We start from the raw sequence: 22,993 nt of genomic DNA on the forward strand, positions 1-22,993 counted from the left end.
CGCCGGGCCAGGCGACCCCCACCTCGGCGCCTCCCTCCGGACGGTGAGCGGCATGGCGGCAGGGGACGGCGCCTCCTCCCCCGTCCGGCTCACCGCACCGGTCAGACCTCCATCACCGCGTCGCAGTCCGGGCACACCAGGGACGCGTACGCGGCGGGGTACCACGGCTCCCCGGGGCGCCCGGAAGGCGTGCCGGGTGCTTTCGTCATCGCGAAGGTGTCCCTGCCGCACAGGGTCCGCGGGCCGGCGGCGTCGGGCCTGTCGGGGGCGGCGGGCGCCGCGTGCACCCTGTGGGGGAGCCGTTGTGCGCCGGGCGGCCCGGCCGTGGGGGTGCGTGCGGCCACGGGCTGTTCGAGCTCGTACACGACGACGATCCCGCTCATGTCTCCACCGTAGGCGCGGCGGCCCGGCGCGGCCCGTTCACCCGCCGCCGGAGCCGGGCAGGCCGAGTTCACGGCCGCGGTAGAAGCCCTCGCGCTCCTCGGCGACGTAGGGGGCCATGGCCGCCCGCCGGCGCCCCTCCGCCTCGGAGGCCCGCCACGCGTCGCACGCCTCGCGGGAGGCCCAGAACGACACCCCGGTGATCTCCTGTCCGTCCTCGGACCAGTACGCGTAGGCCCGGTGCAGTCCCTGCGGTGCGGGCTCCGGGCGCCACGCCCGCTCGAAGTCCTCCAGCGTGCCCGGCTGAAGGCGGCGCGTCGTCACCCACACGTAGTGCTCCTGCATGGCGGCTCCCTCCGTACCCGTTCGGCTCGCCCCCTCCCAGGGTCACCGTAGGCCCGATGCGCCGCTTCCGCCGCCCGGCCCGGGTCCGGCCGCCCCGGGTCAGGCCCGGCGCGGCCATCCGGGGTCCCGGCCGCTGAGGGCGACCGCCCGGTCCAGCGGGGGCGCGTCCGCGGGGACCGGGACGACCGGGCCGAAGGCGCCGTTGCCGCGGCCGGGGTCGTCGGCCGCCACGCGCAGGAAATCGAGGGCCGAGTCGAGGACGGCCGGGTCCGGGGCGTACTCCCGGCCGGTGGCGCGGGCCAGGTCCCAGCCGTGGACCACCAGCTCGTCGGCGACGACGGCGCCCGCGAGCGCGCCCGGCAGGTCCACCCCGCCGGCGCGGGTGTCGCCGGTCCAGGCGGCCGGGTCCCGCCAGGCGTCGGCCAGCTCGTCCAGCGCCTTGGGCAGCTCCTCGCGCCAGCCGGGGCCGAGGTCCGGGAGGGCGGCGTCCGGGCGGGTGTCGGTGGTCGTGCCGAGGTCCTTGCGGGCGGCGTCCCGGAAGGCCACGGACAGCGTCAGCAGGTGGCCCAGCAGGTCGCGCACCGCGTACTGCGGGCACGGGGTGGCGGCGGTGAGCTGCTCGTCGGTCACCGATGCGGCGAGCCGCGCCACGATCCCGGTCTGCGGGCCGAGGTCCACCATGGTCATGATCACTCCTTCGAAGTCGTGCTCCACGGACGAAGGGCTGACCGGCGGGCCTCCCGGAACTCATCGGTGCGGCGCGGCGGCCCCCACGGCGCGCGGCCGCCGCCGAGGCACCAGAGGGCGATCACCGGGTCGCACAGCGCGCAGCCGAACGACGAGTCGTGCGCGAAGGGGATGATCGGGTGCCCCTTGAGGTGGTGGACGACGTCCCACACGGTGTGCAGCAGCCAGCCGACGCCGATGAACGCCCACGAGTCCAGGCCCTTGTAGGCGACCCAGGTGGCGAGCGCCGTGAACGCGAACTCCCACCCGCCGAGGCCGCCGCCGCTGAGGTAGGCGGCCCCCGCACCGGCGACCATGACCGCGTTGAGGCGCCGCCGGTGGGGTTCCGGGACGAGGGACATGAGGGTGACGTAGAGCAGGCCGACGAGAAGGGGGGCTGGGTAGCGCATGCGGTCGACGGTAGGTTCCCGGGCCCCGCCGCCCCAGGGGCTCCCGTGCCAGGTTCCGACGGATTGTCGCCGTCACGCCGGGAGGCGGCCGTCCGCCGTATCCAGGGCCTGATCCAGACGAGGGGTCTTAGGTCACCTGCCCGATCCGCCGCCCCCCGCCTTAGGCCCACGATGACCGGGCATGACGACTTCCTGGACCGTGTCCCGCGTGCTGCGGGACCGCAACGCGGGGCTGTGCCTCACCGGCCTGGTGGTGTCCGCCTTCGGCACCTCCTCGCTGTGGCTGGCGTCGGGTGTGTGGGTGAAGGAGCTGACCGGCTCGGACGGGCTGGCCGCCCTGTGCCTTCTCGCGCTGTGGGCGCCCACCCTCGCCGGCCCGGCGCTCGGCACGCTCGCCGACCGGTTCCGCCGCAAGCCCCTGCTCATCACGGTGAACCTGGGCCTCGCGGCGCTCCTGCCCGTCCTGTTCGCCGTCGACTCCCCCGGCCGCCTGTGGCTGCTGTTCGCCGTCCTGGTGGTGTACGGCGCCGCCGGTGCCGTCCATGACGCCGCCGAGTCGGCGCTGATGGCGGCGGCGGTCGGCCCGGAGCTGCTCGGTGACGTCAACGGGCTGCGGACGACGCTCACCGAGGGCATGAAACTCGTCGCCCCGCTGACCGGGGCGGGTCTCTACGCGGCCTGGGGCGGCCCGGCCGTGGCCTGCCTGGACGCCGTCACCTTCCTGCTCACCGCCGGGCTGTGCGGCCTGCTGCGGGTGCGTGAGGAACGGCCCGTCCGGTCCGGCGACGGCTGGCGGAAGCGGACCGCGGAGGGTGTCCGGCACCTGTGGGGCCACCCCGAGCTGCGCCCGCTGCTCCGGGCGGGCGGTGCGACGATGCTGCTGACGGCGCTGAGCGGCACCACGGTGTACGCCGTGGTGGACCGCCTCGGCCACTCCCCGGCGTACACCGGCGTGCTGTACGCCGCCCAGGGCGCCGGGTCGGTGACGGCGGGGCTGCTGGCCGGGCCGGCGCTGCGCAGGCTGGGCGGGCGGCGGTTCGCGGCGGCCGGGATCGCGCTGACCGGGGCGGCGGTGGTGGCACGGGCCGTGCCGTGGGACCCGGTGGCCCTGGCCACCAGCGTGGCGTGCGGCCTGGGCCTGCCCTGTGCGCTGGTCGCCGCGCTGACGGCGGTGCAGCGGGAGACCCCAGGCCCGCTGCTGGGGCGGGCGACGGCCACCGCCGGCACGCTGCTCTTCACCCCGAACGTGCTCGGCCTCGCCCTCGGCGCCGGCCTGGTCGAACTGGCCGGCCCCGGGGTGCTGCTGCCGCTCTACGGCCTGGCACTCCTCCTGACGGCCACCCTGCTGGCCCGGCTTCCAGCGAGCGCGTCCGGGACCACCGCCGGGCCCCCGTCCGACGCCGGCCCGGCGTGACACGACCGCGCTTCCACCGCGCCTTCCTCCAACACACGCGCCGCGACCGGCCGGCCCACACCGGCCCCACCGCCGCACACCCGCACGCCCCGCCTCAACGCACCGCCAGCGCCTCCCGGACCGCCGCCAGGTCCGCGTCCGACGCCAGCCCGGCGTGGTACAGCCGCAGTTCCGTCGCGCCTTCGGCACGCGCGCGTGCCGCGTCCGCCGCGAGGGTGGCGGGGCTGCCGCCCATCCCCGCGACGACCGTCAGGTTGGCGGCCAGCACCGTGTCCTCGCGCGCCTGGGCGGCGAAGGGTGCCAGCAGGGCCGTACCGCCGGTGCAGGGCACCACCACGCCGTCGGCGACGGACAGGATGTGGGCCGGGTCGACGCCCACGTTGGCACCGCAGTGGTACGGGACCGGGTCGGCGTGCAGCAGGATCCGGAAGCCGTCCGGTGCGGCGGCGCGCACGGCGGCGACGGCCTCCTCCTGGAGGCTGCGGGCGGTGGTGTCGCGCCACGCGCGCGTGGCGGCCGCCGTGTCCTGGCCGAGCAGCTTCTCCACCGTCGGCCAGCCCTCGTCGTCCGCCGTGCCCCGCCACAGCGGCTCCAGCGCCCCGCGCACGGCCCCGGCCAGCGCGTCGGCGTCCAGTCCCCGCTCGCCGTAGCCGGTGCGGCAGGACGGGCAGAAGCACAGGGACATCAGGTACTGCCCGGCGTCCCCGAGGCCGACGCCGGCGGTCTTGTCGTGGGCGTGCAGGTGCTGCAGCCCGTACCAGCCGAGGGATTCCAGTTCGGTGCCGCGCGCGCCGGGGCGCACGGCGGCCTCGGCGGCCAGGTCGACCAGGTACGCGCGCGTGGCGGGCTGGGCGACGCAGGGGGCCCACGGGTAGCGGTCGCCGTAGGCGTTGACGACCGAGGTGTCCGGATGCTCGGCGCCCAGCCGGGAGTTGTGGGCGAGGACGACCCAGGTGTGCACCTCCAGGCCGGCCGCGGCGAGGGCTTCGGCGGCCTCGCCGTGGGCGTTGCCGGGGGCCCAGCGGCCGGCGGGGTAGGGCCGCAGGCCGCGGCCCGCCCAGCGGTCGCCCGGCGGGTAGAGGACGGCCGCGTACTCGGCGGTGACGATGCGGTGGCGGGGGTGGCGGGGGGTGAGGGCACGGGTGGAGTGGTAGGCGGAGGCCAGGGTCACCTGCTCCACACCGAGTCCGGCGATCCGCTCCGGGGCGGCGGGGTCCCCGTTGACGTCCCAGGGGTAGACGAACGCCGACGCCTTCACCCGTCCTCCCCCGGCAGGGCGTGGCCGTGCTCGCTCACGCGTCCTCCTCCAGCAGTTCGTAGCCGCGTTCGATGAGCCGGGCGAGCTGTTTGACGTGCTCCTCGGCGGGCTCGTGCAGCGGGGGCCGGACCTCGCCGACGTCGAGGCCGCGCAGCCGGACCCCGGCCTTGACGAGGGAGACGGCGTATCCGCGGCCCTGCGCGCGCAGTTCCACGAACGGGCGGTAGAAGCCGTCCAGGAGGCGGTGGACGGTGGGCAGGTCGTCCGTCCGCAGGGCTTGGTGGAAGGCGAGGGCGATCTCCGGCGCGAAGCAGAACACGGCGGAGGAGTAGAGGGTGATGCCGAGGGCGCCGTAGGCGAGCTGGGTCTGCTCGGCGGTGGGCAGGCCGTTGAAGTACAGGAAGTCGCCGGGGGTCTCGGTGCGGACCGCGCTGACGACCCGCTGCATGAGGTCGAGGTCGCCGAGGCCGTCCTTGAGGCCGATGACACCGTCGGTGCGGGCCAGTTCGACCACGGTCGCCGGGGTGAAGACGGCGTTGTCGCGCTGGTAGACGATGACGGGCAGGCCGGTGGCGGCGGCGACCTCCCGGTAGTGCCGCAGCAGGCCCTCCTGGCCGGCGACCACGAGGTAGGGCGGCATGGCGAGGAGGCCGTCGGCGCCCGCACCGGCGGCGATGCGCGCGTAGCGGACGGCGAGGGCGGTACCGTAACCGGCGCCCGCGACGACCGGGACGCGCCCTTCGGCCGCCTCGACGGCCGCCCGGACGCAGGCCTCGAACTCCTCCGGCAGCAGCGCGTGGAACTCCCCGGTGCCGCAGCAGGCGAAGACGGCGGCCGCGCCGGCCGCGACACCGCGGCGCACATGGGTGCGGTAGGTGTCCAGGTCGAGCGAGCCGTCGGGGCCGTAGGCCGTGACGGGGAAGAACAGCGGCCCGCGCGGATCGCTGAGCCGTTCGGTCAGAGGGGCTGGCGTCACGGACTCTCCCTTGGACACGCCGGTGCATGTTTCTGATCCACGTCCATATTTCTGAACGTGACCACGCTAAAGGGCCGTGTCGCGGCGGGTCAAGCAGGCGAACTCGCACGACCGGGCGCGAATTCGACGACTTCACGCGACACTTGACGGTGCCCGGTGAACTCTCTAGCGTGTCCACGTATGTGAATACCGGCCACAAGGAGAACCGAGGATGCCCGCTCCCCGCACGATCCTGCTCACCGGCGCCGCCGGCGGGCTCGGCACCCTGATGCGGTCCCTGCTGCCGGAGTACGGTTACACGCTGCGCCTGTTCGACGCGCGCCCCGTCGAGGGCGAGCCCGGCGCGATCACCGCGGACCTCGGCGACAAGGAGGCGCTCGGCGAGGCCGTACGGGGCGTGGACGCGGTCCTGCACCTCGCGGGGATCTCCCTGGAAGCGCCCTTCGAGAAGATCCTCAGGTCGAACATCGAGGGCACCTACAACCTGTACGAGGCCGCCCGGCTCGCGGGCGTGCCGCGGATCGTCTTCGCCTCCTCCAACCACGCCGTCGGCTTCACCCCGGCCCCGCGCGCGGGCGAGCCGCTGATCCCCGTCGGCACCCCGCGCCGCCCGGACACCTTCTACGGCCTGTCGAAGTCCTTCGGCGAGGACCTGGCACAGCTCTACTGGGACAAGCACGGCCTGGAGACCGTCTCGGTGCGCATCGGCTCCTGCTTCCCGGAGCCCACCAGCGTCCGCATGCTGTCGGTGTGGATGAGCCCGGCTGACGGCGCCCGTCTCTTCCACGCGGCACTGACCGCCGAGGAGGTCGGCCACACGGTCGTCTACGGCTCCTCCGCCAACACCCGCCTGTGGTGGGACCTGAGCACCGCGCGGGCACTCGGCTACGACCCCCAGGACGACTCCGAGCCGTACGCCGGGAAGCTCATCGCCGAGCAGGGCGAGCTGGACCCGGAGAACCCGGCCCACCGTCACCTGGGCGGGCACTTCGTGAATGACCCGCCGATCTGGCCGTACTGACCCTGTGCCGGCTCCCCGGGGCACCCGGCGGCCGGAAACGATCCTCCACGCGCGCGGGCGGGCACCGAACGGGCCCGCCCGCCGCCGTGTCCGGGCATCCGGCGTGCCCGATCCCACCCCGGCCCGGACAGCCGCGCAGGTCCGCGACGGGCACGGCCCGCGCGAAGCGGGCACAAGCGGGCAGTATCGGGCCCGCAACAGACCTGGTCAGCGCCGCGCGCCGACGGTAGAACTTCCCCCATGGGCCCGAACGGGCAAGTCCACAGGGAAGTGGGTGACGACATGACCACCAGGACGGCGGAAGAACGCCAGCGCGAGATCGTGCGGGCCGCCCGCGCCACCGGCTCCGTGGACGTCACCGCGCTCGCCGCCGACCTGGGCGTGGCCAAGGAGACCATCCGGCGCGACCTGCGCGCCCTGGAGGACCACGGCCTGGTCCGCCGCACCCACGGCGGCGCCTATCCGGTGGAGAGCGCCGGGTTCGAGACGACCCTCGCCTTCCGCGCCACCAGCCACGTGCCCGAGAAGCGCCGGATCGCCGCCGCGGCGGCCGAACTGCTCGGGGACGCCGAGACCGTCTTCGTCGACGAGGGCTTCACCCCCCAGCTCATCGCCGAGGCGCTGCCCAGGGGCCGGCCGCTGACCGTGGTCACCGCGTCCCTGCCGGTCGCGGGCGCGCTGGCGGAGGCCGACCAGGTCTCCGTGCTGCTGCTCGGCGGCCGGGTCCGCCCGGGCACGCTGGCCACCGTCGACCACTGGACGACGAAGATGCTGGCGGGCTTCGTGATCGACCTCGCCTACATCGGGGCCAACGGGATCTCCCGCGAACACGGGCTGACCACCCCCGACCCGGCGGTCAGCGAGGTGAAGGCACAGGCCGTCCGGGCCGCGCGGCGCACGGTCTTCGCGGGCGTGCACACCAAGTTCGGCGCCGTCAGCTTCTGCCGGTTCGCGGAGGTCGGCGCGCTGGAGGCGATCGTGACCAGCACCCTGCTCCCGGCCGCCGAAGCCCACCGCTACTCCCTGCTGGGCCCGCAGGTCATCCGGGTCTGATTGCGCGATCCGTCCCCCGTCCAGGGGCGCTCCACACCGTGGAGCGTCCCTTATGTCCCCCTTTCCCCTCCTTCAGGAGCGATCCATGCGCACCCCGAGCCGACGGAGGCCGCGAGCCACGCTCGCCCTGGCCGCCGCAGGGACGCTGCTCGCCCCGCTGCTCTCCGGCTGCTGGGCCGGTGCCGGCGGGACCGGTTCCGGCGGCGACTCCATCAACGTCCTGATGGTCAACAACCCGCAGATGACCGAGTTGCAGAAGCTGACCGCCGCCCACTTCACCAAGGACACCGGCATCAAGGTCAACTTTACGGTCCTGCCCGAGAACGACGTCCGCGACAAGATCAGCCAGGACTTCGCCAACCAGGCCGGCCAGTACGACGTGGCCACCCTGTCCAACTACGAGATACCGATCTACGCCCGCAACGGCTGGCTGCACGAGATGAACTCGTACGTCGCCAAGGACGCCTCGTACGACGAACGCGACGTCCTCAAGCCGATGCGCCAGTCCCTCACCGGCGACGACGGCAAACTCTACGGACAGCCCTTCTACGGCGAGTCGTCCTTCCTCATGTACCGCAAGGACGTGTTCGCGGCGAAGGGCCTGACCATGCCCGAGCGTCCCACCTGGCGGCAGGTCGCGGACCTCGCCGCGAAGGCGGACGGTGCCCGGCCGGGCATGCGGGGCATCTGCCTGCGCGGGCTGCCCGGCTGGGGCGAGCTGATGGCACCGCTGACCACGGTCGTGAACACCTTCGGCGGCACCTGGTTCGACACGGACTGGAAGGCACGGCTGGACTCGCCGGCCTTCGAGAAGGCGACGAAGTTCTACGTCGGCCTCGTCCGCGAGCACGGCGAGTCCGGCGCCGCCCAGTCCGGCTTCGCCGAATGCCTGAACAACATGACCCAGGGCAAGGTCGCCATGTGGTACGACGCCACCTCCGCGGCCGGCCTGCTGGAGGCGGCCGGCTCCCCGGTCAAGGGCAAGCTCGGCTACGCCCCCGCCCCCGTCGAGCGCACCGCGTCCTCCGGCTGGCTCTACACCTGGGCCTGGGGCATCCAGCAGGCATCCCGCAACCCCGACAAGGCCTGGAAGTTCGTCTCCTGGGCGTCGGGCAAGGGATACGAGCGGCTGGTGGGCGAGACCAGCGGCTGGTCGAACGTCCCGGCGGGCAAGCGGGCGTCGACCTACACCAACGCCGACTACCGCGAGTCGGCCGCCGCGTTCCAGGAGATGACCAAGGAGGCCATCGAGAGCGCCCGGCCGAACGACCCCGGGGTGCAGCCGCGGCCCGCGCCCGGCATCCAGTTCGTCGGCATCCCCGAGTTCACCGACCTCGGCACCAAGGTCTCCCAGGAGATCAGCGCGGCCATCGCCGGACGCCAGTCCGTCGACGCGGCCCTGAAGAAGTCTCAAGCACTCGCCGAGCAGATCTCCAAGGAGTACGAGGGACGATGACAGCGACGACCACGGCCCCCCTCGCGGCCACCCCCGCACGGACGGTCCGGCAGCCCCCGGCCCGGCTGCGCGCCTGGGCCACCCGCGCCCCGCTCCTGCCGGCCCTCGTGTTCATGATCGTGGTGACCCAGCTGCCCTTCGTGGCCACGCTGGTGATCTCCTTCTTCGACTGGAACGCCCTCTACCCCAAGGCCCGCCGCTTCACCGGCCTGGACAACTACCGCCAGGTGCTCACCGACGCCGGCCTGCGCCACTCGGTGTGGACGACCGTGCTGCTCACGGCGGCCGTGGTGCTGGCCAGCCTGGTCATCGGGCTGGCGCTGGCGCTGCTGCTGGACCGGCGGTTCCGCGGCCGGGGCATCGTCCGCACCCTGCTCATCGCCCCCTTCCTGGTGGTGCCGGTGGCCGCCGCGCTGCTGTGGAAGCATGTGCTCTACAACCCCGAATACGGCTTGCTCAACGGGTTGCTGCACTATGTGGGCGGGCCACAGCCGGACTGGGTCTCCCGCACCCCGCTCCTCGCGGTCGAGGCCTCCCTGGTGTGGCAGTGGACGCCGTTCATGATGCTGATCCTGCTCGCCGGACTGCAGAGCCGGGACCAGCAGCAGATCGAGGCCGCGCGCGTCGACGGCGCGAGCGACTGGCAGATCTTCCGCCATCTCACCCTGCCCCACCTGCGCCGCTACCTGGAACTGGGCGCACTGCTCGGGTCGATCTACATCGTCCAGAACTTCGACGCGGTCTTCACGATCACCTCCGGCGGCCTGGGCACCGCCAACCTGCCCTACACCGTCTACCAGAGCTTCTACCAGGCCCACGAGAACGGCCTGGCCTCGGCCGCCGGTGTCCTGGTGGTCATCGGCTCGATCGTCATCGCCACCTTCGCCCTGCGCGTGGTGTCGTCCCTGTTCCGCGAGGAGGTGTCCCGCGCATGACCGCCGTACTGCGTCGCAACGGTCTCGGCCTGGTGGCCTGGCTGGCCGGCGTCGTCTTCTTCCTGCCCATCGCGTGGATGGCCCTGACGTCCTTCCACTCCGAGGCGGACGCGGCCACCAACCCGCCGTCCCTCACCGCGTCGCTGACGCTCGACGGCTACCGCGAGTTCTTCGGCAGCGGCGGCGGGGCGAGCCCGTGGCCCGCGCTGGTCAACTCGACGGTGGCGTCGGTCGCCTCGACGCTCCTGGTCCTGCTGCTGGCCCTCCCGGCGGCCTACGCGCTGTCGATCCGGCCGGTGCGCAAGTGGACCGACGTCCTGTTCTTCTTCCTGTCCACCAAGATGCTGCCGGCCGTGGCGGGCCTGCTGCCGGTCTACCTCTTCGCCAAGAACGCCGGGATGCTCGACAACATCTGGCTCCTGGTCGTCCTGTACACCTCCATGAACCTGCCGATCGCGGTGTGGATGATGCAGTCCTTCCTCGCCGAGGTGCCGGTCGCGGTCATCGAGGCGGCGCGGGTGGACGGTGCCCGGCTCCCGGTGATCCTCGCGCGCGTGGTGGCCCCGATCGCCCTGCCCGGCATCGCCGCCACCGCCCTGATCTGCTTCATCTTCAGCTGGAACGAACTGCTCTTCGCCCGAGTCCTGACGGGCGTGGTCGCCGAGACCGCCCCCGTCTTCCTGACCGGTTTCATCACCAGCCAGGGCCTTTTCCTGGCCAAGGTGTGCGCCGCGTCGCTCGTCATCTCCCTGCCGGTGCTCGCCGCGGGGTTCGCCGCCCAGGACAAGCTGGTCCAGGGCCTGTCGTTGGGAGCCGTGAAATGAAGGCCGCCGTCATCGAGTCCGTGGGCCGAGCCGTCGTCACCGAGGTGCCCGACCCGACGCCGGGCCCCCGCGAGGTGGTCGTCGAGGTCGCGGCCTGCGGTCTGTGCGGCACCGACCTGCACATCCTCCAGGGCGAGTTCGCGCCCAAGCTGCCGATCGTGCCCGGGCACGAGTTCGCGGGCGAGGTCGTCGGTGTCGGCACCCAGGTCACCGAGGTGGCCGTCGGCGACCGGGTGGCCGTGGACCCCTCGCTGTACTGCTACGAGTGCCGGTACTGCCGTACGGGCCACAACAACCTGTGCGAGCGGTGGGCGGCGATCGGCGTGACGACGGCGGGCGGCGCGGCCCGGTACGCGGTGGCGCCGGTCGCCAACTGCGTGAAGCTGCCCGACCACGTTCGCACCGAGGACGCGGCCCTGGTGGAGCCCCTGTCCTGCGCGGTGCGCGGCTACGACGTCCTGCGCTCCCGCCTGGGCTCCCACGTGCTGATCTACGGCTCCGGGACCATGGGCCTGATGATGCTGGAGCTGGCCAAGCGGACCGGTGCGGCGAGCGTGGACGTGGTCGACGTCAACCCGGCCCGCCTGGAGACGGCCCGGCTGCTCGGCGTCTCGGCGGCCGCGGCGAACGCCGACGAACTGGACCGCCCGCGGGGCTGGGACGTGGTGATCGACGCGACCGGCAACGCGGCGGCGATCCAGGACGGCCTGGACCGGGTCGCGAAGGCGGGCACGTTCCTGCAGTTCGGGGTGGCGGACTACGCGACCCGCGTGACGATCGACCCGTACCGGATCTACAACCAGGAGATCACGATCACCGGCTCCATGGCGGTGCTGCACAGCTTCGAGCGGGCGGCCGAGCTGTTCGCGAACGGCGTGCTGGACCCGGGCGTCTTCATCAGCGACCGGATCCCGCTGGAGCGGTACCCGCAGGCGCTGGAGCAGTTCGCGGCGGGGGTGGGGCGGAAGATCGTGGTGGTGCCCTGAGCCGATCGGGGGGTGGGTAAGGGAACGGTAAAGCGGTGTCGTTCGTTCTCCCGGCATGACAGCTATGACCCCTGGCTCGAACATCCCCCTCCCGGCCGCGCGCGTGACGGTGGACGTCTCCGCTCCGGTGCGGCTCGATGTGTCGGGCCTGCTGCTCACCGGTGACGGCAAGGTGCGCTCCGACGACGACTTCATCTTCTACAACCAGCCCGCGGGGCCCGGCGTGGCGTACCGGTCGGGAGGCGGTACGGCGCCGGACGCGGTCACGGTCGACACGGCCGCCGTACCGCCGGAGATCGAGAAGATCGTCGTCACGGCCAGCCCGGACGCGGCCGGCCAGACCTTCCGGGGCATCGAGCCGACGGCCACGATCCGGGACGCCGACGGCGGCGCCGTGCTGGCGACGTTCACCCCGCCGCAGCTCGGCGACGAGACCGCGCTGGTGGTCGTCGAGATCTACCGCCGGGCCGGCCAGTGGAAGGCGCGGGCCGTCGGGCAGGGGTACGCCAACGGGCTCGCGGGCATCGCGACCGACTTCGGCGTGACCGTGGAGGAGCCGGCCGCGGCTCCGGCCGCACCGCCGCAGCCGGCCGCCGCCCCGGTGGCCGCTCCCCCGCAGCCGGCGGCACCGCCGGCCGCTCCCGCGCCGGGCGCCGGGAAGATCAACCTGGACAAGGGCCGGGTCAGCCTGCAGAAGAACCAGACGGTGTCCCTCATCAAGGGCGGCCGGCCGCTGCTCTCCCAGGTGCGGATGGGCCTCGGCTGGGAACCGGCGTTCCGCGGCAAGGACATCGACCTGGACGCCTCGGTCATCGCCTACGGCCCCCAGCGCAACCACGTCGACAGCTGCTACTTCGGCAAGCTGACGATCCTGAACGGCGCGATCCGGCACTCCGGGGACAACCTGACCGGCGAGGGCGGCGGCGACGACGAGGTCATCACGGTCGACCTGGGCCGGCTGCCCCAGGAGGTCACCGGGCTGGTCTTCACCGTGAACTCCTTCTCCGGCCAGAAGTTCACCGAGGTCGCCAAGGCGTACTGCCGTCTGGTCGACGACTTCTCGGGCGAGGAGCTGGTCCGCTTCGACCTCACCGGCGCGGAGCCCCGGACCGGCGTCATGATGGCCAAGCTCATCCGCCAGTTCTCCGGCGAGTGGGACATGACGGCGATGGGCGAGTTCGTGAAGGCCCGCACCGTGCGGAACATGGTGGAACCGGGGGCACGGGCTCTGTAAGCCCGCGGAGACGGTGGCACGGGGACCCCGCGGTCGTGCGCGGCGGGTTCCCCGGCAGCCTGGCCGGCGGGCGGGTTCCCCGGCCGCCGTCCCGGCCGCGGCCGGGACGCCTCAGCCGGCCCGCAGGCCCTCCGTCAGCAGCCGCAGGTACCGCCGGATCTCCCGCTCCCCCGCCCCGGCGAGCTCCGCCGCCGTGGTCACCCCGTGGGTCAGGCGCAGCACGTCGATCGGCTCCACGTCCCCCCGCAGCGTGCCCTCCGCCTGCGCCGCCTTCACCAGCCGGGTCACCGCGCCGTGCACCACCGTGCCGCACGCCGTCAGCGCAGCCGCGCCGCCGTGCTCGGTCACCGCCGAGCCGAGCAGGGCCCTCATCCCCCGCACCTGGAGGGAGCCCACCGCCAGCTCGTACAGCCACTCCGCGAGCGCCTCACCCGGCGGCCGTTCACCCGCCAGCTCGTCGGCGCGTACCCCGAACGCCTCGATCCGGTCCACGTACGCCGCCTCCAGCAGCGCCTGCCGGGTCGGGAAGTGCCGGTAGAGGGTGCCCGAGCCGACACCCGCCCGTTTGGCGATGTCGTCGAGCGACGCGTTCTCCCCGTGCTCCGCGAAGGCCCCGGCCGCCGCCTTCAGCAGCCGCTCGTAGTTGCGCCGGGCGTCCGCGCGCATGGGCCTGCCCTGCGTCATGCACTCACTCCTCGCGAACCGGGGACCCTCTCCGCATGGTATCCGGCGACGGCGTCCCGGCGCCGGTCCCGGCAGGAGGCACGCGGCGGGGCCGCCGTGCGGTGGGACGGCGGCGGCCCGGCGCGGGCTCCCCACGCCGGGCCGCCACCCGCCGCCGCCACGGGTTCCGGGACGCCCCCGTGCGGCCGGCGGTGTTCTAGCGGGCCTGCCGCTTCCAGGGGCCGGTGATGGCGAGCATGATGCCGGGCGTCTGGATGTTGGCGAAGAGGGTCCTGCCGTCGGGCGAGAAGGTGACGCCGGTGAACTCGCTGTACTCCGGCTCCTCGGCGGTGCCGATGTTCAGCTCGTTGCGGGCGATCGGGTAGGTCCGGCCGCTGTCGGTGGCCCCGAACAGGTGCTGGACGCCCTCGCCGTCCTCGGCGATGACCAGGCCGCCGTACGGGGAGACGGTGATGTTGTCGGGGCCGTCGAAGGCGCCGTCCTGCGCCGGGTCCGGGTTCACGCCGAGCAGCACCTTCAGCGTCAGCGTGCGGCGCTTGGGGTCGTAGAACCAGACCTGGCCGTCGTGCTGGACCGGGCTCTCCTGGCGGGCGTAGGAGGAGACGACGTAGACGCCGCCGTCGCCCCACCACATGCCCTCCAGCTTGCGGGCGCGGGTGACCTGGCCGTCGGTGAACTGCTTGCGCACCGAGACGGTCCTGGCGTCGCGGTCGGGGACGTCCACCCAGTCGACGCCGTACACGGTGCCGATCCTGGTGGCGCGGGACAGGTCGTCCACGAACTTGCCGCCGGAGTCGAAGCACTTGAACGCCTGGAGCACGCCCGCGTCGTCGGCGAGGGTGCGCAGCTTGCCCCGGCCGTGGCGGAAGCCCTGCGGCGGGGTCCAGCGGTAGAACAGGCCGTTGGGGCCGGAGGCGTCCTCGGTGAGGTAGACGTGGCCGCGCTTGGGGTCGACCACGACGGCCTCGTGGGCGTAGCGGCCCAGCGCCTTGACCGGCTTGGGGTCGCGGTTGGCCCGGCGGTCCTCCGGGTCGACCTCGAAGACGTAGCCGTGGTCCTTGGTGAAGCCGTTCTTGCCGGCCTTGTCCTCGGTCTCCTCGCAGGTCAGCCAGGTGCCCCAGGGGGTACTGCCGCCGGCGCAGTTGGTGGCGGTGCCGGCGATGCCCACCCACTCGGCGACCTCGCCGCCGTGGCGGACCTCCACGACGGTGCAGCCGCCGGCCGCCGCCGGGTCGTAGACCAGGCCCTCGGTGAGCGGCACCGGGTACGGCCACTGGGCGCGGGCACCGGCCAGCTCGTGGTTGTTGACCAGGAGGGTGGTGCCGCGCGGGCCCTCGAAGGTGGCCGTGCCGTCGTGGTTGGAGGGGGTGAACTCGCCGGACTCCAGCTTGGTCCGGCCGCTGTACGTGATGATCTTGTACGAGAAGCCGGCGGGCAGGGCGAGGATGCCCTTGGGGTCGGCGATCAGCGGGCCGTAGCCGACGCCGTGGTGGTGGCCCCCGTGCGCGGACTCCGCCTCGGCGTCCCCGGAGTCCGTGGCGGCGAGGGCGTTCGGCGCGGTGGCGAGCGCGCCGACGCTGCCCGCCAGGGCGACCCCGGCCCCGGTGATCGCGGATTTCCTGGCGAAGTCCCTGCGGGTGAGCGACATGGTGTCTCCTGTGACGACGGTGGTAGTGCCGTGGAGGGTGGGGGGCCTCGGTTCGGCGCACACGCTCCCGCCCACTTGTGAACGCGAGTTGAACGCCGGGCTACTTCACCGGTCCTTGTTCAAGAATCCGTACGCACCACCCCATCGCCAGCAAAAGACACCGGCCGGGCCCGCCACCGGCCGGGCCCTCAACCCGCGTGCTGGGAGCGGGCCTTGAAGGCGGCCTTCCGTGCCTGCTTGGCCACCTTCTTGTCCGGGTGCAGGCGCCCCATCGCGTCGAGGACCTCCGCGGTGGCGGGGTGCTCCACCCGCCAGGCCGCCGCGAAGAACCCGCTGTGCTGGGCGGCCAGCCCCTCCACGAGGGCCTGGAGCTCCTCGGAGTTGCCCTCGGCCGCCAGCTGTGCGGCCAGGGTGTCGACGGTCAGCCAGAACACCATGTCCTCGGAAGGTGCCGGCACCTCGGCGGCGCCCCGCTCGCTCAGCCACACCCGGGCGAGCCCGCCCAGCTCGGGGTCGTCCAGCACCTCGCGCAGCGCGGGTTCGGCCTCCGCGCCGACCAGCGACAGCGCCTGCTGGCAGCGGAGCCTGCGCAGCGGGGCCCCGGCGTCCGCGCCGCGCGCCGCCGCCAGCAACTCCCGTGCCGCCGCGAGCGGTTCGCGCCGGGCCAGCCACTGCTCGGTCTCGGCCCGGGCGGCGAACCGGCCGAACCGGGCGGTGCCGTCGAGCAGGACGTCCGCGCCCTTGTCCGCCAGGTCGCCGACGGCCGGCGCCTCGAACCCGGCCTCCAGCAGCCGTGCCCGCAGCCCGTACACGCCGAGCGGGGTGAGGCGGACCATGCCGTAGCGGGCGACGTCGGTGTCGTCCACGGTCGCGGCGGGTTCCTCGTCGGTGTCGGCCATCAGCGCCTCGTCCACCGGCCGGTAGTCCACGAGTCCGACCGGTTCCAGCACCCGGAACTGGTCGTCCAGCCGCATCATCGCGTCGGACACCTGCTGCAGGACGTCGTTGGTGGGCTCACCCATGCCGTCGGGCACGAGCATGGAGGCGGCGAGGGCGGGCAGCGGGACGGTGCCGTCGCCGGGGCCGTCCTCACCGACGGTCAGCAGGTAGAGGTTGCCGAGGACGCCGTCGAGGAAGTCCGCCTCGGTCTGCGGGTCCCAGCCGAGTGACGAGAAATCGACCTCGCCGCCCTCGTCCAGCGCGTCGACCAGGTCGTCCAGGTCGGGGACGGCCGCGTCGGCGATGACGGTCTCCAGCGCGGCCAGCCACACGGTGAGCACGTCCCGCGGGGAGCCGCCGGTGAGCAGCTCCAGCTCCTCACCGGGCCGGACGGTACCGGCCTCCTCGTCCACGATCTCGACCAGTCCGGCGTCCACGGCGACCCGCCAGGCCTCGCTCGCGTACGCGGCGGCGTCGTCACCGCTCAGCCCGAGCAGTTCCACGGCGGCCGGCAGCTGTTCCTCGGCCAGCCCGCCGCCGGCGTCGACGCGGGTGCCGGGCCCGGCCCAGCGGGCGAGGCGGACCGCGCGGGAGAGCAACGGCGTGGACAGCGCGGCCCGCGCCAGCTCCGCTTCGGGATGCAGCCGTACGGGCGGCAGGGGGGAGCTGTCTGACATCGGCTGGTTCTCCTCGGACCGTGAAAGGACTCAGCCGCTCAGCCTAGACGGATTTCCACCCATGCCGCCCGGTTCATCTCACCGTAAGCGGTCGTCCATGGCCGAAACCTTGACAACTCCCGGGGCCAGGCAGGAGATTGACGCGCGTAGAAGTTGGGGGGACAACTGTTCACTCGGCTCTATGCGTGTCACAGAGGGCCACCACCTCCACACGCTCCCGTTCCACCCTCGTCCCGGCGCATCGTCACGTCCCCGGAGGGATCCCTTGCCGAGCAGGTCTTCCGCGCGCCTCGCCGCGCTCACCGTCGCCGCCGTCTGCAGCGCGGCCTCCGCCGTCGCCCTCACCTCCCCCGCGCACGCCGACTCGGTGCGCGTGCACGACATCCAGGGCACGACCCGGATATCCCCGTTCGCCGGGCAGAAGGTGACGGACGTGCCCGGCATCGTCACGGCCACCCGCGCGTACGGCTCCTCCAAGGGCTTCTGGCTCCAGGACCCGACCCCGGACGACAACCCGGCCACCAGCGAGGGCGTGTTCGTCTTCACCAGCTCCACGCCGAAGGTCGCGGTCGGTGACGCGGTGAAGGTGACCGGCACCGTCTCCGAGTACGTCCCGGGCGGCGCCTCCTCCGGCAACCAGTCGCTGACGGAGATCACCAAGCCGGTGATCACCACCGTCTCCTCGGGCAACGCGGTCCCGGCGCCGGTCGTCGTCGACGAGGACGCGGTGCCGGACGCGTACGCGCCCACCGGCGACGCCGCCGCCGCCAACTCGATCAACGGCCTCCCCCTGGACCCGTCCGCGTACGCCCTGGACTACTACGAGTCCCTGGAGGGCATGAACGTCCAGGTCGCCGACGCCCGCGTGGTCACCGCCACCGACCCGTATAGCGAGCTGTGGGTCACCGTGAAGCCGTGGGAGCACCGCAGCCGGCGCGGCGGCACGGTCTACGGCTCCTACGACTCCCAGAACACCGGCCGGCTCCAGATCCAGTCGCTGGGCCCGGCCGCCGACTTCCCGAAGGCGAACGTCGGCGACACCCTGGAGGGCACCACCACCGGCCCGCTGGACTTCAACCAGTACGGCGGCTACACCCTCGTCGCGAGCCGGCTCGGCACGCTCGCCGGCGCCGGCCTGGAGCGGGAGACGACGCGGAAGCAGTCGGACCGCGAGCTGGCGGTGGCGACCTACAACGTCGAGAACCTCGACCCGTCGGACACCACCTTCGACCAGCACGCCTCCGCGATCGTGCACAACCTCCAGTCACCGGACATCGTGTCCCTGGAGGAGATCCAGGACAACAACGGCGCCACGGACGACGGCACGGTCGACGCGGACCGGACGGTGACGAAGCTGATCGACGCGATCGTCGCGGCCGGCGGCCCGCGGTACGACTGGCGCTCGGTCAACCCGGTCAACGACCAGGACGGCGGCGAGCCCGGCGGCAACATCCGCCAGGTGTTCCTGTTCAACCCGGAGCGGGTGTCCTTCACGGACCGCGCGGGCGGCGACTCGACCACCGCGGTCGGCGTCACCAAGGTGCACGGCAAGGCACAGCTGACGGTGTCCCCGGGCCGGATCGACCCGGCGGACGCGGCCTGGAGCAACAGCCGCAAGCCGCTCGCGGGCGAGTTCGTCTTCCGCGGCAAGACCGTCTTCGTGATCGCGAACCACCTCAACAGCAAGGGCGGCGACCAGGGTCTGGCCTCGCAGTACCAGCCGCCGGTGCGCAGCTCGGAGATCCAGCGGCACGCCCAGGCGACCGAGGTGAACGCGTTCGTCAAGGACATCCTGGCCGCGCAGAAGAACGCGGACGTCATCGCGCTCGGCGACATGAACGACTTCGAGTTCTCGGGCACCGCGCGGATCCTGGAGGGCGACGGCGAGCTGTGGTCGGCGATCAAGTCGCTGCCGAAGAGCGAGCGTTACACGTATGACTACCAGGGCAACCAGCAGGTCCTGGACCAGATCCTGATCAGCCCGGCGATCCGCCGCGGCTGTGACTTCGAGTACGACAGCGTGCACATCAACTCGGAGTTCAACGACCAGATCAGCGACCACGACCCGCAGGTGCTGCGGTTCCGTCCGTGACACGGCGGCGGGACCGGCCCGGCTCCACGCCCGGCCGGTCCCGCAGTACCGTGCTCACCGGCCGCGGCTCGGCGGCCGGCGGCTCACCGGCGCCGGCCCACCACCCGGAGGCAGCCCGGCGAGCAGGGGCTCACCGGCAACGGTCGATCCGGCGCCAGACCACGGCCACGCCGAAGACGGCGGCGCCCGCCGCGCCGATGATCAGGGCCGGCCGGGGGTGCCGCATCGCGGCGCTCAGGGCCGACCGTACCGGGCCCGGGACCCGCGTGTCGTGCTCCGCGGTGTGACCGGCGTGCACCGCCCGGTCCCGCAGGGCGTGCCCGCTGTGCCCGGCCCGCTCCTGCACCAGGTGCCCGGCCTTGGTCATCCGTTCCTGCGCGGTGTGGCCGGCCCGCGCGGCGCGGTCCTGGACCAGGTGGCCCGCCTTGGCCGCCCGGTCCTGCACACCGTGCCCCGCCTGGGCGGCGCCGGCGCGCAGCTGGACGGTCATGGCGCCGGCCTTGTCCTTCAGGTCGGCGGCGCGCGCCCGGGCCCGACCCTTCACATCGACCCGTTCCACCAGCTGGGCGACGGTGTCGCCGAGCTGGCTCCGGGTCTGTTCGATCTGCCGCCGCAGTTCGTCGGGGCCCTTGGCGCCCGAGCCGTGCGCGTTCCTGTGCGTCATCGGTGTGCCCTTTCCCTGATGGCGTCGACGTCCGCCCTGACGCTGCCGAGCGTCTTCTCGGGCGTGGGCGGGGCGGCACGGCGCAGCTGGGCGCGGCCGGTCGCGGCCAGCAGGCCGGCGACGGCGAGGAACACCGCCGCCACGATGAGCGCCGCCGCCCACACGGGCAGTGCAAGACAGAGGGCGGCGGTGGCCGCTGCGGCCAGGGTGATCAGCCCGACGTAGCCGACGGCGCCGGCGGCGCCCAGCATGCCGCCGCCGCGTCCGGCGCGGCGTCCTTTCTCGGCCAGTTCCTCCTTGGCGAGGGCGACCTCCTGCCGCAGCAGCCGGGAGAGCTGTTCGGTGGCCCGGCCGACGAGTTCGCCCGTGGAGGGGTGCCCGTCGGCCGCGGGCCTGGTGTGCGGGGTCACGGTCACGGCGTTCCGCCTCCTCTCAGTGCGGAACTGCCGGGTACCCGGGCCGAAGGTCGTTAGCCCTGCCCGGTGCCGCCGGGTCCGCGTTCGCCGAGACGCGCGAGTTGGGACTGGAACCAGTCCAGGCGCGCCTGCAACAGGGCGGCCTCGGCGGCCAGTTCGGGCACGCCCGGCTCGCCGCCCGCTGTCAACCCGGCGGCTGCGGGGGCGGTACCGCCGACGCCCGCGATCACCCGGAGCCCGTGCCCGGCCAGCCGGGCGAAGCCCGCGAGCGACACCGGCGCCCGCCCGCGCACGCAGCCCGTGCAGACGGGTGCCAGGACCCGCCAGCCCGGCCGGCCCCAGCCGGCGTCGGCCAGCGCGACGGCTCCGGCGCCGCAGCCGCAGGGTCCGGCCGTGGCCGTGCGCACCCGCTGCCGGGCGTAGCGGAAGCCGCGTTCGAAGCGGATGTAGGCGCCGAGGACGGAGACCTCCAGCAGGACGGCCGCGCGGTGCTCGGCGGTGCACAGCAGTGCCTCGGCCGCCGCCCGGTCGTGCACGCAGTGGAAACCGCAGTCGCACCGGCGGGCCGGCGGACGGTGCCGGAAGCCGTAGACGCAGGAGGCGTCGTCCAGCACGCCGTACGGCAGCGCGCCGCCGAGCGACACGCCGGTGAACCCGGCCCGGGTGCCGTCCTGGGAGAGCACCGGGTGGGCGATCTTGTAGCCGGTCGGCGGCTCCGTCGGGCGTTCCGCCGGGAGCCGCAGCCTCATCGGGCGGCCGGGACCTCTTCGCGGACCGGCCCGGCCGGTCCGGCCGCGTCCGTGCGGACGGTCTCCTGCGGGACCTGCGGCTTCTCCTCCCGGACGACCGGCTGTTCCTCCGCGACCCCGGTGGCCAGTGCCTTGCCGAGCTTCATGGTGCCTCCCATGACGGACGTCGGTGACCCTCCGCCCATAGTGACCCATGATGCGCCGAGTTGGACACAGGGCCTTAGCCCGCCCGCGACCCGATTCAGTAACTCTTACCAGTACCTCGTAGGAGATTTAAGTAGAGCTTCACTGACGTGCGGCCGAGACTACTCCCATGACGAGTACCCGCGGGGCCGCCCCCTTCGGCCGCACCCTCTGCGCCATGATCACGCCGTTCACCGAGGAGGGCGCCCTCGACCTGGACGGCGCCCAGCGGCTGGCCGCGCACCTGGTGGCGCGGGGCTGTGACGGCCTGGTCCTCAACGGCACCACCGGCGAGTCGCCGACCACCACGGACGAGGAGAAGGCGCGGCTCGTCGCGGCCGTGCGGGAGGCGGTCTGCGACCGGGCCTCACTGGTCGCGGGCGTGGGCACGTCCGACACCCGGCACACGGTGGAGCTGGCGCGGGCGGCCGCGAAGTCGGGCGCCGACGGTGTCCTGGTGGTGACGCCGTACTACAGCCGCCCCCCGCAGGAGGCCGTGGCCGCCCACTTCCGCCAGGTCGCCGACGCGAGCGACCTGCCGGTGATGCTCTACGACATCCCGGGCCGCACGGGCACCCGGATCGAGCCGGACACGATGGTCCGCCTCGCGGACCACCCGCGGATCGTCGCCGTCAAGGACTGCTCCTACGACTTCCTCGGCACCCTGTCGGTGCTCCGGCGCACGGAGTTGGCGTACTACGCGGGCTGCGACGAGCACGTACTGGCGCTGTACGCGGTCGGCGCGGCGGGCTGTGTGAGCACGGTCGCGAACGTCGTACCGGACCGGGTCGCGGCGATCCTGGCCGCGTTCGACGCCGGCGACACCACTCGTGCGGCCGAACTCCAGCTGGCGGTGACCCCGTTGACGGAAGCGATGACGGGTACGGGCCTGCCCGGCACGGTCACGGCCAAGGCCCTCCTCGCCCACGTCGGTCTGCCCGCGGGCCCGGTCCGCCCCCCGCTGCTGCCCGCCGACCGGGAGGCGGCCGAGGGGCTGCTGGCGCACTACGAGGAACTCGTGGCGGCCTGATCGGCGATCGACGGACGCCCGGGCGACGCGCCGGGAGCGGCCCCGGCGGCGTCCGGGCTCCGCACGCCCGTGACGCCGGGCCACACCTGTCCCACGACCGCGGGAATCCCGGCGGCCGCGGGAGCCCGCTGCCGTAGCGTGTCCCCCGTGAGCCGCCCCCTGCTGTTCCTGGACGTCGACGGCCCCCTCAACCCGTACGCGGCCAAGGCACAGCGCCGCCCCGAGGGCTATACGACCATCAGGCCGACCGTGGGCCCGTTCCGACGCCCCCTGCGAGTCTGGCTGAACCCGTCCCACGGACCGGCCCTGCTCGGCCTGGGCTACGACCTGTGCTGGGCGACCACGTGGATGGCCGAGGCCAACCGCTGGATCGCCCCGGTCGTCGGCCTGCCCGAGCTGCCGTACGTCGACTTCGGCGCGGGCCTGTTCGCGTACCGCCCCGACGGAGTGCACTGGAAGACGGAGGCGATCGTGGCGTACGCGCAGGGCCGCCCGTTCGCCTGGGTGGACGACGAACAGAGCCCACCGGACTCCGTCTACGTCAGCACCCACCACCCCGGCCCGGCCCTGCTGCATCACGTCGATCCACGGGTCGGCCTACGAGAGGACGACTTCACGGCGCTGGCGGCGTGGTCGGCGGAGCACAGGCGATGAGGGGGCTCCCGGACTCCGGCCCGAGCCGCTCGTAGAAGTCACGCCTCAGCGGCGACGCGGAGTGATCGTCCACCGACCACTGGCGGACGGTCACGGATGCGGCGCCGGCGGTCGGGAAACCGCGGACGAGTCCGGTCAGCGCGTCACCGGGGCGCAGGCCCTCTCGTCAAGGCCCGCGCCAGACCGGTGATCGGTACCCCAGCGTCGATCGATCAGGCGGCCGCAGGTTCACGGCCGC

General features: G+C 73.5%; 25 protein-coding genes. 11 read left to right on the forward strand and 14 right to left on the reverse strand.

Annotation, left to right across the window (positions count from 1 at the left end):
* Positions 1-101: 101 nt before the first annotated feature.
* The 4 genes from LG395_RS09755 to LG395_RS09770 form a co-directional block, all read right to left on the reverse strand.
* On the reverse strand, positions 102-383 hold the full coding sequence (locus LG395_RS09755; protein WP_171157502.1) for a hypothetical protein: 282 nt from the start codon (positions 381-383) through the stop codon (positions 102-104).
* Positions 384-420: 37 nt separating this feature from the next.
* Entirely contained in the window at positions 421-726 is a 306-nt protein-coding gene (locus tag LG395_RS09760; protein ID WP_171157500.1) for an NIPSNAP family protein, read from the reverse strand.
* A gap of 99 nt (positions 727-825) precedes the next feature.
* Positions 826-1,413 carry a TIGR03086 family metal-binding protein gene (locus tag LG395_RS09765; RefSeq protein ID WP_225809111.1) on the reverse strand — a complete coding sequence of 196 codons (588 nt, stop codon included), beginning with the start codon at positions 1,411-1,413 and terminating at the stop codon, positions 826-828.
* Between the two features lie 2 nt (positions 1,414-1,415).
* Positions 1,416-1,862, reverse strand: a complete 447-nt coding sequence (locus LG395_RS09770; RefSeq protein ID WP_225809112.1) for a DUF6010 family protein — start codon at positions 1,860-1,862, stop codon at positions 1,416-1,418.
* 181 nt (positions 1,863-2,043) lie between these two features.
* Here LG395_RS09770 and LG395_RS09775 point away from each other — a divergent pair, with 181 nt between their 5' ends.
* Complete coding sequence (locus LG395_RS09775) at positions 2,044-3,276, forward strand: MFS transporter (RefSeq protein WP_225809113.1); 1,233 nt, start codon at positions 2,044-2,046, stop codon at positions 3,274-3,276.
* 94 nt (positions 3,277-3,370) lie between these two features.
* On the opposite strand, the gene LG395_RS09780 is transcribed toward LG395_RS09775, so the two are convergent.
* Together LG395_RS09780 and LG395_RS09785 are read right to left on the reverse strand one after the other, a co-directional pair.
* Complete coding sequence (locus LG395_RS09780) at positions 3,371-4,534, reverse strand: hypothetical protein (protein WP_171157492.1); 1,164 nt, start codon at positions 4,532-4,534, stop codon at positions 3,371-3,373.
* Between the two features lie 34 nt (positions 4,535-4,568).
* Positions 4,569-5,510, reverse strand: a complete 942-nt coding sequence (locus LG395_RS09785) for a 5-dehydro-4-deoxyglucarate dehydratase (RefSeq protein WP_171157490.1) — start codon at positions 5,508-5,510, stop codon at positions 4,569-4,571.
* Positions 5,511-5,721: 211 nt separating this feature from the next.
* On the opposite strand from LG395_RS09785, the gene LG395_RS09790 reads away from it, so the two are divergent.
* From LG395_RS09790 to LG395_RS09820, 7 genes are all read left to right on the forward strand, one after another.
* Complete coding sequence (locus LG395_RS09790; RefSeq protein ID WP_171157488.1) at positions 5,722-6,531, forward strand: NAD-dependent epimerase/dehydratase family protein; 810 nt, start codon at positions 5,722-5,724, stop codon at positions 6,529-6,531.
* 282 nt (positions 6,532-6,813) lie between these two features.
* Positions 6,814-7,584, forward strand: a complete 771-nt coding sequence (locus tag LG395_RS09795) for a DeoR/GlpR family DNA-binding transcription regulator (RefSeq protein WP_171157486.1) — start codon at positions 6,814-6,816, stop codon at positions 7,582-7,584.
* A gap of 85 nt (positions 7,585-7,669) precedes the next feature.
* Positions 7,670-9,040, forward strand: a complete 1,371-nt coding sequence (locus LG395_RS09800) for an ABC transporter substrate-binding protein (RefSeq protein WP_171157484.1) — start codon at positions 7,670-7,672, stop codon at positions 9,038-9,040.
* Positions 9,037-9,975 (forward strand): carbohydrate ABC transporter permease, encoded by a 939-nt coding sequence (locus LG395_RS09805; protein ID WP_225809114.1) that lies wholly within the window; start codon positions 9,037-9,039, stop codon positions 9,973-9,975. The genes LG395_RS09800 and LG395_RS09805 overlap by 4 nt, the downstream gene beginning before the upstream one ends.
* Positions 9,972-10,799, forward strand: coding sequence for a carbohydrate ABC transporter permease (locus LG395_RS09810; RefSeq protein ID WP_171157482.1), 828 nt, complete (start codon positions 9,972-9,974; stop codon positions 10,797-10,799). The genes LG395_RS09805 and LG395_RS09810 overlap by 4 nt, the downstream gene beginning before the upstream one ends.
* Complete coding sequence (locus LG395_RS09815) at positions 10,796-11,785, forward strand: zinc-dependent alcohol dehydrogenase family protein (RefSeq protein WP_171157480.1); 990 nt, start codon at positions 10,796-10,798, stop codon at positions 11,783-11,785. Before LG395_RS09810 ends, LG395_RS09815 begins: the two co-directional genes overlap by 4 nt.
* A 64-nt stretch (positions 11,786-11,849) precedes the next feature.
* Positions 11,850-13,019, forward strand: a complete 1,170-nt coding sequence (locus LG395_RS09820; protein WP_171157478.1) for a TerD family protein — start codon at positions 11,850-11,852, stop codon at positions 13,017-13,019.
* Positions 13,020-13,130: 111 nt separating this feature from the next.
* Here LG395_RS09820 and LG395_RS09825 read toward each other — a convergent pair whose 3' ends face one another.
* The 3 genes from LG395_RS09825 to LG395_RS09835 form a co-directional block, all read right to left on the reverse strand.
* Positions 13,131-13,703, reverse strand: a complete 573-nt coding sequence (locus tag LG395_RS09825; RefSeq protein WP_171157477.1) for a TetR/AcrR family transcriptional regulator — start codon at positions 13,701-13,703, stop codon at positions 13,131-13,133.
* 196 nt (positions 13,704-13,899) lie between these two features.
* Positions 13,900-15,351, reverse strand: coding sequence for an alkaline phosphatase PhoX (locus LG395_RS09830; RefSeq protein ID WP_171157475.1), 1,452 nt, complete (start codon positions 15,349-15,351; stop codon positions 13,900-13,902).
* Positions 15,352-15,539: 188 nt separating this feature from the next.
* On the reverse strand, positions 15,540-16,967 hold the full coding sequence (locus tag LG395_RS09835) for a hypothetical protein (protein WP_225809115.1): 1,428 nt from the start codon (positions 16,965-16,967) through the stop codon (positions 15,540-15,542).
* A gap of 265 nt (positions 16,968-17,232) precedes the next feature.
* Between LG395_RS09835 and LG395_RS09840 the strand changes: the two genes are divergently transcribed.
* The gene (locus LG395_RS09840) at positions 17,233-19,059 is read left to right on the forward strand and encodes a DUF8508 domain-containing protein (RefSeq protein WP_225809116.1); all 1,827 of its coding nucleotides are present in this window, start codon (positions 17,233-17,235) and stop codon (positions 19,057-19,059) included.
* 130 nt (positions 19,060-19,189) lie between these two features.
* Here the strand turns inward: LG395_RS09840 and LG395_RS09845 are convergent, their stop codons facing one another.
* Genes LG395_RS09845 through LG395_RS09860 form a run of 4 tightly spaced genes read right to left on the reverse strand, consistent with a single transcriptional unit; the run spans position 19,190 to position 21,034 of the window.
* Positions 19,190-19,723, reverse strand: a complete 534-nt coding sequence (locus tag LG395_RS09845; RefSeq protein ID WP_171157469.1) for a DUF3618 domain-containing protein — start codon at positions 19,721-19,723, stop codon at positions 19,190-19,192.
* Positions 19,720-20,139: a phage holin family protein gene (locus LG395_RS09850; protein ID WP_171157468.1), complete on the reverse strand. Its 420-nt coding sequence runs from the start codon at positions 20,137-20,139 to the stop codon at positions 19,720-19,722. The genes LG395_RS09845 and LG395_RS09850 overlap by 4 nt, the downstream gene beginning before the upstream one ends.
* Positions 20,140-20,192: 53 nt before the next feature.
* The gene (locus tag LG395_RS09855) at positions 20,193-20,888 is read right to left on the reverse strand and encodes a hypothetical protein (protein ID WP_225809117.1); all 696 of its coding nucleotides are present in this window, start codon (positions 20,886-20,888) and stop codon (positions 20,193-20,195) included.
* Complete coding sequence (locus tag LG395_RS09860; protein WP_171157465.1) at positions 20,885-21,034, reverse strand: hypothetical protein; 150 nt, start codon at positions 21,032-21,034, stop codon at positions 20,885-20,887. The genes LG395_RS09855 and LG395_RS09860 overlap by 4 nt, the downstream gene beginning before the upstream one ends.
* 167 nt (positions 21,035-21,201) lie before the next feature.
* Here LG395_RS09860 and dapA point away from each other — a divergent pair, with 167 nt between their 5' ends.
* Together dapA and LG395_RS09870 are read left to right on the forward strand one after the other, a co-directional pair.
* On the forward strand, positions 21,202-22,101 hold the full coding sequence (gene dapA / locus LG395_RS09865; protein WP_225809118.1) for a 4-hydroxy-tetrahydrodipicolinate synthase: 900 nt from the start codon (positions 21,202-21,204) through the stop codon (positions 22,099-22,101).
* Positions 22,102-22,248: 147 nt separating this feature from the next.
* Entirely contained in the window at positions 22,249-22,755 is a 507-nt protein-coding gene (locus tag LG395_RS09870) for an HAD domain-containing protein (protein WP_225809119.1), read from the forward strand.
* On the opposite strand, the gene LG395_RS41635 is transcribed toward LG395_RS09870, so the two are convergent.
* Positions 22,715-22,912 carry a CHAT domain-containing protein gene (locus LG395_RS41635; RefSeq protein ID WP_225809261.1) on the reverse strand — a complete coding sequence of 66 codons (198 nt, stop codon included), beginning with the start codon at positions 22,910-22,912 and terminating at the stop codon, positions 22,715-22,717. The two genes, LG395_RS09870 and LG395_RS41635, sit on opposite strands and share 41 nt — an antisense overlap.
* Positions 22,913-22,993 lie beyond the last annotated feature (81 nt).

This window comes from Streptomyces spinosus, from assembly GCF_020400655.1.
Taxonomy (GTDB): Bacteria; Actinomycetota; Actinomycetes; order Streptomycetales; family Streptomycetaceae; genus Streptomyces; species Streptomyces argyrophylli.